The following is a 14514-nucleotide window of genomic DNA, read 5'->3' as shown; positions in this document are numbered from 1 at the left end:
TTATTTTTTTTCAGCGTTCTCAACCCACACTCGCAGCACCGCCACGTCGTTACGCCACTCCTGTTTGAGTTCATCAACCCATTCCTGCACATTATCCCACCATGCCGGCAATGTTGGCGTTTGTATCTGTTGTGCCAGTTGTTGCAGGTGACTCAGCCCGACCGATCCCGCGGCCCCTTTGATCTTATGGCCCTCTTCAACGATGCCTTTCTGATCGCGTGCCGTCATATTGGAATCCAGCACCGCCAGGTAGCCAGGCATCATCTGTTCGAAAACTGCCAGGCTCTGGTGAATCAACTGCGGCCCAACCAGCTCCATGTACTGCTCCAACATCGTGGTATCCAGTAGCGCTTCATTAATCTGCATCGCCTTGTGCTCCGTATTTTGAGGGGGGATCTGCGCCGGTTGATGATCCCAATAGTGTTGAATCACCCGGGTAAGCGCCGGCACAGACAGCGGTTTGCTCAGTACGTCATCCATTCCAGCTTCAAGATATTCTTTTTTGTCTTTCAGCACATTGGCGGTCAGCGCAATCAACGGCGGCAACGACTGCCCGGCGTAGCGTTGGCGCAGTTCGCGCGCGATATCCAGGCCGGTCATATCCGGCAGTTGAATATCCAACAGCACCAAATCGAATTCGTCTGGATCGAACATCGCCAGCGCGTCGCGGCCGTTCATCGCCACTTCAACGCTGTTGCCGAGTTTTTCCAACACCGAGCGCGCCACAATCACATTCAGCTCAATGTCTTCCACCAGCAGGATATGCAGCGCCGGCAGCGGCAAATCATCCTCTTCCTGCGCGTCATTCACCTCTTCCTCCACGGCCGGCGCCTTGATAGCCAGCGTAAAGCATGAGCCGTGGCCGGGTTCGCTTTTCACCGTGATATCGCCGCCCATGCTTTGCGCCAGGCGCTTAGAGACCGCCAGCCCAATGCCGGTACCGGTCGCCGGGTGCCCGCCGCGCTGATCCTTCACCTGATAATACATGGCGAAAATCTTTTCCTGCTCATCCGCAGGGATCCCCATGCCGGAATCCTCGACCTCAAACAGCAGAATATCCGGCTGCTCGCAGCGCACGCGCACCACGATCCGCCCCTGCGGGGTAAACTTCACGGCATTGCCGATCAGGTTCCACAGGATCTGGCGCAGGCGCGTGCCGTCGGTGATCACCTTATGCGGCAGCGGCAACTGCGGCTCCATCACAAACTGCAGGCCTTTCGGCTGGGCCAATAGCCCGGAGAGATTTTCCAGATCCGCCAGGAAGCCGGTAAAATCAATCGGCTGGTTATCCAACTGCACCTTGCGCCGCTCCAGCCTATCCATCTCAATGATGTCATTGAAGATGTTGCCAAGCGTGATGGCGCTAACGTGAATCGTCTTCAGGTATTTCTGCTGTTCCTCGTTCAGATCGGTATCCAGCAGGATGCGGCTAAGCCCAACGATGCCGTTAAGCGGCGTGCGCAGCTCGTGGCTGATCGTTGAGATAAAGGTGGTCTTGTCCCGGCTGGCGTTCTCCAGCGCGTCCTGGTAGCGCTTACGCTCGGTAATATCGCGGCCAAAGCCCATCAGCCCGTGGCGTTTGCCAACGCGATCGTAAAACGGCACTTTGCGCAGTTCAAAACAGGCTTTACGGCCATCGGGATAGACCAACCACTGTTCATAAGTGAGCGAAACGTTATGGCGGAACACTTTTTCGTCAGTTTCGACCACTTTATCGGCGATATCCTTGCCGTAGACGTCGTTCGGCGTCAGGCCGATCAGCTGTTTTTCGCTCTTGCCGGTTAACAGCTCCATCGCCCGGTTGCAGCCGGAAAACTCTTTGTCTTCATTGCGGTAATACACCAGGTCCGGCGAGGCATCCAGGAATGAGCGCAGCAGCGCCGACTGTTGGCCCAGCTCAATCTGCGTCATCTCGCGCTGTTCCATCTCTTCCTTAAGCTTATCCATCACCTGCAGGCGCTCTTCTTCCGCCTTCACGCGGTCGGCGATTTCCTGATTGAGCTGGGTAATGTTGTCTTGCAGCTGTTGATTCAGTTGCAGATCGCGGTTGCGCATCTCTTCAAGCTTATCCACCAGCCTGGCCAGCCGCTGGCGCGACTCTTCCAGTTGCTCGACCACGACCGACAGAAAATAGACCGCCCAGGGGGTTATCAGCAGGCCGAAGAAAATAGAGCGCACTACGTCGATGCTTTCGACCTCGCCACGCAGCAGCATGGTCACCGCCATCTGTACCAGCATGGCCAGCACCACCAGCGCCGAGGCCAACAGTAGCGAAAAACGCACTAGCCCCAGTTTCACCATCAGATCAACGTAATACTGGGCTAATACCCGGATTTGCTTCATGAGCGGCTCCCCAAAAACATAATGACTGAATCATACCGCAAAATACGGGGGAGATAAGGCGCCAAACGCCGACGGATAGAGAAAGATTGTGCGCCAGGCCGCGCTCACGGGCGGTAGTGCAACGGCGCGTCCAGCGCCGATCCCTGGCCGCCGTATTGCTGCAGGTAGTGCCCCACCGCCTGCATGCCGTTCCAGCGGTTTTCGCACCATAATGGTGCCAGCAGGGTTGGCCGCCGTGCGCTGGCGGAAATGCGGTGATAAACCACCGCACCGGGTGTATGGCGGATCATTTCGCCGGCGCTGGCTGCATATTCATCCAGCGGCAGTTCGGCAATGCGCCCGGCCTGCCAGGCGCGCGCCATGGTGCTGCCGGCCACAATATGCAAAGGGTGCAGCTTGATGCCATCCACGCCGCAGGCCACCACCGCCTGGAGCGTCGCCAGATGGTCAGCGCGCGTCTCACCAGGTAGCCCGACAATCAGGTGGCAGCACACTTTCAGGCCCCGTTCACGCGCCCGCTGCGTGGTTTGCTGGTAACAGCAGAAATCATGGCCGCGATTGATGCGTTTCAGTGTTTTATCGTGCGCCGTCTGCAACCCCAGCTCGAGCCACACTTCATAACCGCGATCGCGGTAGCCCGCCAGCAGATCGAGCGCTTCCACGGGCACGCAGTCCGGCCGGGTGCCGACGCACAGCCCCACCATATCCGCCTGCTGCAACGCCTGGCGATACATCGCTTCCAGTACCGCCACTTCTGCATAAGTACTGGTATACGCCTGGAAATAAGCCAGGTAGCGTTTTGCCCGGTTAACCTTGTGCGCCTGCGCCGCCAGTTGTTCGCTGATGCTCTGCTGCTGCATCTGTTCATCGGCGAACGACGCCACATTGCAGAACGTGCAGCCGCCCCGCCCCAGCGTGCCGTCGCGGTTGGGGCAGTTAAACCCGCCGTGCAGCGTGAGTTTATGGATCTTTTCGCCAAAACGGCGTTGAAGATCCGCACCAAACGTATTGACTAATTCCGGCAACTGCATAATTTTGAGCGCTCTTTATATTCAAAGCCGCCGATGCTAATGACAAACGGCTTTTCCCGCGATGACAGAGATCAACCTGCCTTACCGCCGAAAAATGCGAATGAATAATCATTCAATGTAAATGCAAATAAACGCATTTAACGCGCAATGATTTTTTTAATTTTGCGTGGGGTATGGCGGCCAATATGACAACGGCATTAAAAACAGTGACAAAAATCGTCCAAATTGAGTTTATCAGCATAAAACGCCACCATTCCCATTCGCACTAGCATGGTGCAGAGATTCAGGGCTTGCACTATAGTGATACAGTTCACATTTCCATCTACTTGTACCAATAACTCATAAGCATAAAACAGGTGGTAAATAATATAATTTTCAATCCATTAACTGCCATTCTTCGTCTGCAAGCGCCATTTACCCCTATATTTGACCTGCGTAATCTTTCTCGCTAAGTTGGAAGTCCACTGGAAGCTTTCTAGACGGACAAAGATCACGTCGTCTCGTCATATTTATGCAGTAATTTAAGACTCCCTCTGAAAACAAGTCATTAACCACTTGTGATAGCCGTCACGAGAGGCTGCTAACGAAGGGCAAACGTGCTGATGGGCGTTAGAAATAGCGCCGCCTGACAGCCGCCCGGATATAAGAAGGCAGCTCGTAAACCGGCTATGGGAGTCGCACAGAGCCTGGGGAGGTTCACTGATTATGTTGTACGATAAATCCCAAGATAGGGACAACTGTGGTTTTGGCCTGATCGCCCACATAGAAGGCGAACCGAGCCACAAGGTAGTGCGCACTGCCATTCACGCACTGGCCCGTATGCAGCACCGTGGCGCAATCCTTGCCGACGGCAAAACTGGCGACGGCTGCGGCCTGTTATTGCAAAAACCCGATCGTTTCTTCCGTATGGTTGCGGAAGAGCGCGGCTGGCGCTTGGCCAAAAACTACGCCGTGGGCATGCTGTTCCTTAGCCAAGATGAGGAAGAAGCCCGTGCCAGCCGCCGCATTGTGGAAGAAGAGCTGCAGAACGAAACGCTGTCGATCGTGGGCTGGCGCGAAGTGCCGACCAACCCGGACGTTTTGGGCGAAATCGCTCTATCTTCCCTGCCGCGTATTGAGCAGATTTTCGTCAATGCCCCTGCTGGCTGGCTGCAAAGTGATATGGAACGCCGCCTGTTTATGGCACGCCGCCGCATAGAGAAACGCGTCACCGATAAAGATTTCTACGTCTGCAGCTTCTCCAACCTGGTGACGATCTATAAAGGCCTGTGCATGCCGGCGGATTTGCCGCGCTTTTATCTCGATCTGGCCGATCTGCGTTTGGAATCGGCAATCTGCCTGTTCCACCAGCGCTTTTCAACCAACACCGTGCCGCGCTGGCCGCTGGCGCAGCCGTTCCGTTATCTGGCGCACAACGGTGAGATCAATACCATTGCCGGTAACCGCCAATGGGCCCGCGCCCGCGCCTACAAATTCAAAACCCCGCTGATCCCAGATCTGCGCGACGCCGCGCCCTTTGTGAATGAAACTGGCTCGGACTCCAGCTCGTTGGACAACATGCTGGAGCTGTTCCTAAGCGGCGGGATGGACATCATCCGCGCCATGCGCCTGCTGGTGCCGCCGGCATGGCAAAACAACCCGGATATGGATCCGGAGCTGCGCGCCTTCTTCGATTTCAACTCAATGCACATGGAGCCGTGGGACGGCCCGGCCGGCATCGTGATGTCCGACGGGCGCTATGCGGCCTGTAATCTGGACCGCAACGGCCTGCGCCCGGCGCGCTATGTCATCACCAAAGACAAGCTGATTACCTGTGCTTCCGAAGTCGGCATTTGGGATTATCAGCCGGATGAAGTGGTGGAAAAAGGCCGCGTCGGCCCTGGCGAACTGATGGTGATCGACACCCGCGCTGGCCGCATCCTGCACTCGGGCGAAACCGATAACGATCTGAAAAGCCGCCACCCGTATAAAGAGTGGATGGAAAAGAACGTCAAACGCCTGGTGCCGTTCGAAGAGCTGTCTGATGAGCAGGTGGGCACCCGCGAGCTGGATGAGGCGCAGCTGGAAACCTACCAGAAGCAATTCGGCTACACCAGCGAAGAGCTGGATCAGGTGATCCGCGTGCTGGGCGAAAACGGCCAGGAAGCCACCGGCTCAATGGGCGACGATACCCCGTTTGCCGTGCTCTCCAGCCGCCCGCGCATCATTTATGACTATTTCCGCCAGCAGTTCGCCCAGGTGACCAACCCGCCGATCGATCCGCTGCGCGAAGCGCACGTGATGTCGCTGGCCACCTGCATCGGCCGCGAAATGAACGTCTTCTGCGAAGCCGAAGGCCAGGCGCACCGCCTGAGCTTCAAATCGCCGATCCTGCTGTATTCCGATTTCAAACAGCTGACCTCGCTGGAAGGGGAACACTACCAGGTCGAAACTCTCGATCTGACCTTCGATCCGGCACAGCAGGATCTGGAACAGAAAGTCCACGCGCTGTGCGAAGAAGCGGAGCAAAAAGTCCGCGCCGGTGCGGTGCTGCTGGTGCTGTCCGATCGCGCCATCAGCCCGAGCCGCCTGCCGGTGCCCGCGCCGATGGCCGTTGGCGCCCTGCAAACCCGCCTGGTGGAAAAGAGCCTGCGCTGCGACGCCAACATCATTGTCGAAACGGCCAGCGCGCGCGATCCGCACCACTTTGCGGTGCTGCTGGGCTTCGGCGCCACCGCCATCTACCCATATCTGGCCTACGAAACGCTGGCCAGTCTGGTGGATGCCCAGGCGATGGGCGATAAAAAATACCGCGACGTGATGCTCAACTACCGCAACGGCATCAACAAGGGGCTGTACAAGATTATGTCCAAGATGGGCATTTCTACCGTCGCCTCTTACCGCTGCGCCAAGCTGTTTGAAGCCGTCGGCCTGCACCGCGATCTGACCAACCTCTGCTTCCAGGGCGTGGTCAGCCGTATCGGCGGCGCCAGCTTCAGCGATTTCCAGCAGGATCTGCAAAACCTGGCCAAGCGGGCCTGGCTGAAACGCAAACCGCTTGAACAGGGTGGCCTGCTGAAATTCGTCTACGGCGGCGAATACCACGCCTACAACCCGGACGTGGTCAGTACGCTGCAAAAAGCGGTGCACAGCGGCGAATACAGTGATTACCAGGCCTATGCCAAGCTGGTGAACGAACGCCCGGTGGCGATGTTGCGCGATCTGCTGGCGATCAAACCGCAGGGCACGCCGATCCCGGTGGATCAGGTGGAGCCGGCGGAATCGCTGTTCAAACGCTTTGATACCGCGGCGATGTCCATCGGCGCCCTCTCCCCGGAAGCCCATGAGTCACTGGCACTGGCGATGAACAGCCTCGGCGGCTTCTCCAACTCCGGCGAAGGCGGTGAAGACCCGGCGCGCTACGGCACCAACAAAGTATCGCGCATTAAACAGGTAGCCTCTGGCCGCTTTGGCGTCACCCCGGCCTACCTGGTTAACGCCGACGTTATCCAGATCAAAGTGGCGCAGGGCGCCAAGCCGGGCGAAGGCGGCCAACTGCCGGGTGATAAAGTCACCCCGTATATCGCCAAGCTGCGCTATTCGGTACCGGGCGTAACCCTGATCTCGCCACCGCCGCACCATGACATCTACTCGATCGAAGATTTGGCTCAGCTGATCTTTGACCTGAAGCAGGTGAACCCGAAGGCGGTGATTTCGGTGAAACTGGTCTCTGAACCGGGTGTCGGCACCATCGCCACCGGCGTGGCCAAAGCCTATGCCGATCTGATCACCATCGCCGGCTACGACGGCGGCACCGGCGCCAGCCCGCTCACCTCCGTCAAATATGCTGGCTGCCCGTGGGAACTGGGCCTGGTGGAAACCCAGCAGGCGCTGGTGGCCAACGGCCTGCGCCACAAAATCCGCCTGCAGGTGGACGGCGGCCTGAAAACCGGCGCCGACATCATTAAAGCGGCGATCCTCGGCGCGGAAAGCTTCGGCTTCGGCACCGGCCCAATGGTGGCGCTGGGGTGCAAATACCTGCGTATCTGCCACCTGAACAACTGCGCGACCGGCGTCGCCACGCAGGATGAGAAGCTGCGCCGCGACCATTTCCACGGCCTGCCGGAACGCGTGACAAACTATTTCCGCTTCATCGCGCGTGAAACCCGCGAGCTCATGGCGGAGCTGGGCGTGAGCCAACTGGTGGATCTGATTGGCCGCACCGAGTTCCTGAAGGAGCTGGAAGGTATTTCAGCCAAGCAACACAAGCTGGATCTGGCGCCGTTGCTGCAAACTGCCACGCCGCATCCGGGCAAAGCCCTGTACTGCACCGAAGGCAGCAACCCACCGTTTGACCAGGGGCTGCTGAACAAGGAGCTGATGGCGCAGGCGGAACCCCATATCGAAGCGAAGCAAAGCAAAACCTTCTACTTCGATATCCGCAATACCGATCGTTCTGTCGGGGCAACGCTGTCCGGCGCGATTGCTGCGGCGCATGGCGATCAGGGCATGGCGGCAGATCCGATCCGGGTGCACTTCTCCGGCACCGCGGGCCAGAGCTTCGGCGTCTGGAACGCCGGCGGTGTGGAAATGACCCTGACCGGCGACGCCAACGACTACGTAGGCAAAGGCATGGCCGGCGGCCGCATCGCGGTGCGCCCACCGGTGGGCTCGGCCTTCCGTAGCCATGAAGCCAGCATCATCGGCAACACCTGCCTGTATGGCGCCACCGGCGGTAAACTGTTCGCCGCCGGCCGGGCGGGCGAGCGCTTTGCGGTGCGTAACTCCGGCGCCATCACCGTGGTGGAAGGCATCGGCGACAACGGCTGCGAATACATGACCGGCGGCATCGTCTGCGTGCTGGGCAAAACCGGCATCAACTTCGGTGCCGGTATGACGGGCGGCTTCGCCTATGTGCTGGATGAAGACGGCGAATTCCGTAAACGCGTCAACGCAGAGCTGGTGGAAGTGCTGGACGTCGATCAACTGGCCATTCACGAAGAGCACCTGCGCGGCCTGATTACGGAACACGTGCAGGCGACAGGCTCTACGCGCGCGGAAGAGATTTTGGCCAACTGGCCGGAATGGGCGCCGAAGTTTGCGCTGGTCAAGCCGAAGTCCAGTGATGTCAAAGCATTGTTGGGTCACCGTAGTCGTTCCGCAGCCGAGCTGCGGGTTCAGGCGCAGTAAGAGGTTATTAATGAGTCAGAATGTTTATCAATTTATCGACTTGCAGCGCGTTGATCCGCCGAAAAAACCGCTGAAGATCCGTAAAATTGAATTTATCGAGATTTACGAACCGTTTTCAGAAACCCAGGCGAAAGCACAGGCCGACCGTTGTCTGGCCTGTGGCAACCCTTACTGCGAATGGAAATGCCCGGTTCATAACTACATTCCAAACTGGCTGAAGCTGGCGAACGAAGGCCGCATCATGGAAGCGGCCGATCTGGCGCACCAGACCAACAGCCTGCCGGAAGTCTGCGGCCGCGTGTGCCCGCAGGATCGCCTGTGTGAAGGCTCCTGCACCCTGAGCAGTGAGTTCGGCGCCGTGACCATCGGTAATATTGAGCGCTATATCAACGATAAAGCGATCGAGATGGGCTGGAAGCCGGATATGTCCAACGTGCAGCCCACCGGCAAACGCGTGGCGATTGTCGGCGCCGGCCCGGCCGGCCTGGCCTGTGCTGACGTGCTGACCCGCAACGGCGTAAAAGCGGTGGTCTACGATCGCCACCCGGAAATCGGCGGCCTGCTGACCTTCGGCATCCCGGCGTTCAAGCTGGAAAAAGAAGTGATGGTAAAACGCCGCGAGATCTTCAGCGAGATGGGCATTGAGTTCCAACTCAATACCGAAGTCGGCAAAGATATCGCCATGGAGACGCTGCTGGCCGACTACGACGCCGTGTTCCTGGGCGTGGGCACTTATCAGTCGATGCGCGGCGGGCTGGAAAACGAAGATGCGCCAGGCGTGTACGATGCCCTGCCGTTCCTGATCGCCAACACCAAAAACCTGATGGGTTACGCCTCGCCAGAGCACGAACCGTACGTCAACCTGCAAGGCAAACGCGTGCTGGTGCTGGGCGGCGGCGATACCGCGATGGACTGCGTTCGCACCTCGGTGCGCCAGGGCGCCACCCAAGTGAGCTGTGCCTACCGCCGTGATGAAACCAACATGCCGGGTTCCAAGCGTGAGGTGAAGAACGCGCGCGAAGAAGGCGTTGAATTCAAATTCAACCTGCAGCCGTTGAGTATCGAACTCAACAGCGCCGGGCGCGTATGCGGCGTGAAGATGGTGCGCACCCAGTTGGGCGAGCCGGATGCCAATGGGCGCCGGGCGGCGGAACAGGTGCCCGGCTCGGAACACGTGCTGGATGCCGATGCGGTTATCATGGCGTTCGGCTTCCGCCCGCATAAGATGGAGTGGCTGGCCCAGCACGACGTACAGCTCGATAAACAAGGCCGTATCGTGGCGCCGGAAGGCTGCGAAAACGCCTTCCAAACCAGCAACCCGAAAATCTTTGCCGGGGGCGATGCGGTGCGCGGTTCGGATCTGGTAGTGACGGCGATCGCCGAAGGGCGCAAAGCCGCCGACGGCATCATGAACTACCTGGAAGTCTGAGCCGGCAAAGCCTGCCTGCGCTAACGAAAATGCCAGTCAGTTGTGCTGACTGGCATTTTTTTATCGCCTGGCAAACATGGCCGCGTTGGCTTACACCGCGTTGAGCGCCGCCAGCGATTTATCCAGCGCCCCGACCAGCCAGTCGATATCCTCGCGCTGGAAAGCCAACGGCGGGCGCAGTTTCAGCACGTTGCCGTACGGCCCGGCAACCGAGGTCAGCACCCGGTTTTCACGCAGCTTTTCGATCAGATCCAGCGCCAGCTGTTTGTCCGGCGTTTTCGTTTCACGATCGCTGACCAGCTCAAAGCCAATGAACAACCCGGCGCCACGCACATCACCCACGCATGCATATTTGTCCATCAACGTACGCAGTGCCGCCAGCAACTCTTCGCCGACAACCCGGCTATGCTCCTGCAAACCTTCGTCTTTAATCACCTGTAGCACGGCCTGCGCAGCGGCCATCGCCACCGGGTTGCCGCCAAAAGTATTGAAGTAAGGGATTTGATCGCTAAAAGCCGAAAGCACGGTATTTTTAGCCAGCAGCGCCGACACCGGAATGCCGTTACCCATCGGTTTACCGGTGGTCACAATATCCGGCACCACGCCGTGGCGGGCAAAACCCCAGAAGGCATCACCGGTACGGGCAAAGCCCGGCTGCACTTCATCAGCAATGAAAATACCGCCGTTTTTATGCACCACGTCCACCGCCTGCTGCAAGAAGCCTTTCGGGCCCGGCAGCACGCCGTCGGAAGAGAAAATGGAATCCGCCAGGAAACCGGCGAACTTGATGCCGTGCGCGGCCATATCGTCAATTTGCTTTTGGATCTCATTGGCAAACCATGCGCCCAAATCCGCGGCGCCAACGCGGTAACGATCAGGCGGCGGCACCAGGCGGGTGGTGGGCGCCAATGCCTGGCCGCTGCCCAGCGCCGGTGAAGCCCCGGAGGTTAAATCACTGGTGCCGTGGTAAGCCTCCTGGCTGACGATGATGCCGGTGCCGCCGCTGTAAGCGCGCGCAACACGGATCGCCAGATCGTTGGCTTCCGAGCCGGTGCACATATACATCGCGCGATCGATCTCTGCCGGCATGGTGGCCAACAGCGCTTCTGAATAATCCAGGATGCGCTCATGCAGATAACGGGTATGGGTGTTGAGCTGCATCATTTGCTGCTGCACCGCCTCAATCACCGCCGGATGGCAGTGGCCGATACTGGCGACGTTGTTATACACGTCAAGATACTGATTACCGGCGGCATCCCACAGATACTGGCCTTTGCCGCGCACCAGGTGCACCGGGTTACGGTAAAACAGCCGATACGATTCCCCCAGAACCTGCTGGCGCTTGTCGGTCAATTTGCGAATGTCAGCATCCAGTTCGTCCGCATGCTCGGCGCGAAAACTGTTGGTATCCATGATGGTTGAACGCGTTGCCATGGTCACTCCCATTCAAAGTGGTGTAAAGCGGATTTGAGAACAAAGGATCGTCAGTACCCTCATCTGCCCACTATCATGGCGTATTTTTATTAAAATGCAATAAAATACACAACTACATATTAATGCACAAAAGCAGGGCGTGGCATTGCACTTTTTTGGATCAGTGCCACCGCTGGCAGCGCGGCAAAGCGGCTAAAAAAACCTTTTGCAAAACAGCAACAAAAAAGCACAAAATCACCCAATACCCCGCAAAGGGCAACGCGCGCTCACCAACTGAAGAAGAACTATGCTGCAGGAAACCCGATTGCATCGCATCCGTGCCCTACTCACCACGCTCAACCAGGTGAGTACGGAACAAATTATCAAAGAGCTGGGTATTTCACGCGAAACCGCCCGGCGCGACATTATTGAGCTTGAATCGCAAGGGGCAGCGCGGCGCGTTCACGGCGGGATCGTGGCGGTAGATACGGCGCCGGAGCTGCCGCTTAACGTACGCAGCACCGTGCAGGCCAAAGAAAAGCGCGCCATCGCCAGGGCGGCGGCGCAGTTACTGCACCCAGGCCAGACGCTGTTTATCGATGCCGGCAGCACCACCACCATGCTGGCCGAAGAACTGCGTTCACTGGCCGGCATCACCATCATTACCAATAGCCTCAATGCGGCGCTGGTGTTGAGCGCCACCGAAGAATATGAAGCGATGAAAAACACGGTGATCCTGCTCGGCGGCAGCATGCAGGCCGGAGCCAAAGAAACGCGCGGCGATCTTACAGTCAACGAGATTTACCGCTACCGCGCCGACGTAGCGATGCTTTCCCCGGTAGGGATCGACGCCCGCAGCGGCGCCACCAGCTTCCACCCATATGAAGCCGCCATTGCACGGGCGATGGCGCAACAGGCAAACCAACTGGTGCTGCTGGCCGATCACAGCAAGCTCGGCGCAACCAGCCGAATGGTTTACGCCACGCCGAGTGAGATCGCGCTATTGATTACCGATAGCAACGCCGACAAGCAGCCGGCTTTCGCGGCGCTCAAGCGCGATTTGCCACGGGTATTGATCGGCTAAACCGCCGGCCTGAAGGCAAAAAAAACGGCCCCGTGTTGGGCCGTTCTGTCGTCTGGAAAAACGAGCGGTAGCAAAGCGTTACTTCACCACGCGCAGCGCCGGGCGGCCATCACGCGGCGGCTGCGGCGGCTCATCATCCGGGCCATTGTCATCGCCAGTATCCGGGCGATCGCCATCGATAACCGAGAGATTATCAGCCGGCGCGCTATCTTCAGCGCTGCCTTCGGCTTCGTTACCCGCCTCATAGGCCGGCTCCGATTCGAACAACGTGCCCGCGCCGTTTTCACGGGCGTAGATCGCCAGCACAGCGGCCATCGGTACCGAAACCTGGCGCGGCACGCCGCCAAAGCGGGCGTTAAACAGCACGCCGTCGTCGCCCAGTTGCAGATTGCCCACCGCACGCGGCGCAATGTTCAGCACAATCTGGCCATCGCGGGCAAACTCCATCGGCACCATTACGTCAGGACGCGTCACATCAACCACCAAATGCGGCGTCAGGTTGTTATCCAACAGCCAGTCATAGAAGGCCCGCAGCAGATACGGACGGCGCGGGGTCATCTGAGACATATCCATAACGCTTAGCCCCGGGTCTGCAAGCGCATTTCACGCTCGGCTTCGGTCAGGGATGCCAGGAACGCATCGCGTTCAAAGACGCGGGTCATGTAGCCTTTCAGCTCTTTTGAACCCGTACCGCTCAGCTCAATACCCAACTGCGGCAAACGCCACAGCAGCGGCGCCAGATAGCAATCCACCAGGCTGAACTCTTCGCTCATGAAATACGGCGTCTGGCCGAAGATCGGGGCGATCGCCAGCAGTTCTTCGCGCAGTTGGCGGCGGGCGGATTCTGCCTCCTGGCCGTTGCTCTGCTCGATTTTGTACATCAGCGAATACCAGTTTTTCTCAATGCGCAGCATCATCAAACGGCTTTCACCACGCGCAACGGGGTAAACCGGCATCAGCGGCGGGTGTGGGAAGCGCTCATCAAGGTATTCCATAATGATGCGGGACTCATACAGAGTGAGCTCGCGATCAACCAGGGTAGGCACCGTTTGGTAGGGATTGAGGTCAATCAGATCCTGCGGCAGGTTATCCAGATCAACCTGCTCGATCTCGACGCTAACACCTTTTTCCGCCAGTACAATACGTACTTGATGGCTAAAAATGTCGGTCGGGCCAGAAAACAGCGTCATTACCGAACGTTTGTTGGCAGCGACAGCCATGAAAACCTCCAAGTTATTTAGAAAATACTGCGAATAGCCAACGCTCCCCGCCAGCTTTCAGACTGCAGTGGCGCTTTCGCTTGCCCTTTGCTGCACGTGAAATCTATCGGGTATACCCGTCATACTTCCAGTGCGGGTATTTCAGGCTGCTATCCTGAATGTTCTTGACCGCAGGCCAGCAGCTGGCAGATAAACCTTGGGTCTGGGGAAACCGGCCTCGGAGGTAAACTGACGGCAACTGCTCGGCGAACAGGCGCAAAAGTGGATAATAGTTTACCAGATTTTGTCTGTTTTGTGGGGGCCGTGCGGCCATTTCGTGCTGAATTGTTTCGCCCGCCATCGATTCTGGCGGTGCGCGCCGAATGCCAGGCATAAAAAAACCCGGTGAAACACCGGGTTTTCGCGTAAACCATACTGCCAGGGCAGTAAAAATTAACGCTTGGAGAACTGCGGACGACGGCGTGCTTTACGCAGACCGACTTTCTTACGTTCAACTTGACGAGCATCACGAGTGACGAAGCCAGCTTTACGCAGTTCAGAACGCAGAGTCTCATCGTACTCCATCAGTGCACGGGTGATACCGTGACGGATAGCGCCCGCCTGACCGGAAATACCACCACCTTTAACGGTGATGTACAGATCCAGTTTACCAACCATGTCAACCAGTTCCAGCGGCTGGCGAACTACCATGCGGGCAGTTTCGCGACCGAAGTACTGTTCCAGGCTGCGTTGGTTGATAACGATGTTACCGTTGCCCGGCTTGATGAAGACGCGAGCGGCGGAGCTTTTGCGGCGACCAGTGCCGTAGTATTGATTTTCAGCCAT

9 protein-coding genes are annotated in these 14514 nt (G+C 58.0%); 3 read left to right on the top strand and 6 right to left on the bottom strand.

The annotated features are described in order from the left end of the window. Together arcB and mnmL are read right to left on the bottom strand one after the other, a co-directional pair. Complete coding sequence (arcB, locus tag ACN28Q_RS15190; protein WP_095847110.1) at positions 1-2343, bottom strand: aerobic respiration two-component sensor histidine kinase ArcB; 2343 nt, start codon at positions 2341-2343, stop codon at positions 1-3. Between the two features lie 104 nt (positions 2344-2447). Then, positions 2448-3374 (bottom strand): tRNA modification radical SAM protein MnmL/YtqA, encoded by a 927-nt coding sequence (gene mnmL, locus ACN28Q_RS15185; protein ID WP_095847109.1) that lies wholly within the window; start codon positions 3372-3374, stop codon positions 2448-2450. 705 nt (positions 3375-4079) lie between these two features. Between mnmL and gltB the strand changes: the two genes are divergently transcribed. Both gltB and ACN28Q_RS15175 read left to right on the top strand, forming a co-directional pair. Then, positions 4080-8543, top strand: coding sequence for a glutamate synthase large subunit (gltB, locus tag ACN28Q_RS15180; protein ID WP_095847108.1), 4464 nt, complete (start codon positions 4080-4082; stop codon positions 8541-8543). Between the two features lie 10 nt (positions 8544-8553). Beyond that, complete coding sequence (locus ACN28Q_RS15175; protein ID WP_095847107.1) at positions 8554-9972, top strand: glutamate synthase small subunit; 1419 nt, start codon at positions 8554-8556, stop codon at positions 9970-9972. A 90-nt stretch (positions 9973-10062) separates the two neighbouring features. Here the strand turns inward: ACN28Q_RS15175 and ACN28Q_RS15170 are convergent, their stop codons facing one another. Then, positions 10063-11406: an aspartate aminotransferase family protein gene (locus ACN28Q_RS15170; RefSeq protein WP_095847106.1), complete on the bottom strand. Its 1344-nt coding sequence runs from the start codon at positions 11404-11406 to the stop codon at positions 10063-10065. 286 nt (positions 11407-11692) lie between these two features. On the opposite strand from ACN28Q_RS15170, the gene ACN28Q_RS15165 reads away from it, so the two are divergent. Beyond that, positions 11693-12469 carry a DeoR/GlpR family DNA-binding transcription regulator gene (locus ACN28Q_RS15165; protein WP_095847105.1) on the top strand — a complete coding sequence of 259 codons (777 nt, stop codon included), beginning with the start codon at positions 11693-11695 and terminating at the stop codon, positions 12467-12469. Positions 12470-12547: 78 nt separating this feature from the next. On the opposite strand, the gene sspB is transcribed toward ACN28Q_RS15165, so the two are convergent. From sspB to rpsI, 3 genes are all read right to left on the bottom strand, one after another. Beyond that, positions 12548-13042: a ClpXP protease specificity-enhancing factor gene (gene sspB / locus ACN28Q_RS15160; RefSeq protein WP_095847104.1), complete on the bottom strand. Its 495-nt coding sequence runs from the start codon at positions 13040-13042 to the stop codon at positions 12548-12550. 5 nt (positions 13043-13047) lie between these two features. Beyond that, positions 13048-13689, bottom strand: coding sequence for a stringent starvation protein SspA (sspA, locus tag ACN28Q_RS15155; protein ID WP_095847103.1), 642 nt, complete (start codon positions 13687-13689; stop codon positions 13048-13050). 432 nt (positions 13690-14121) lie between these two features. Continuing rightward, complete coding sequence (gene rpsI, locus ACN28Q_RS15150) at positions 14122-14514, bottom strand: 30S ribosomal protein S9 (protein ID WP_004937080.1); 393 nt, start codon at positions 14512-14514, stop codon at positions 14122-14124.

This window comes from Gibbsiella quercinecans, from assembly GCF_002291425.1.
GTDB lineage: Bacteria > Pseudomonadota > Gammaproteobacteria > Enterobacterales > Enterobacteriaceae > Gibbsiella > Gibbsiella quercinecans.
Note: the sequence above shows the minus strand (reverse complement) of the source record. Positions and strands in the feature narration are given on the sequence as shown.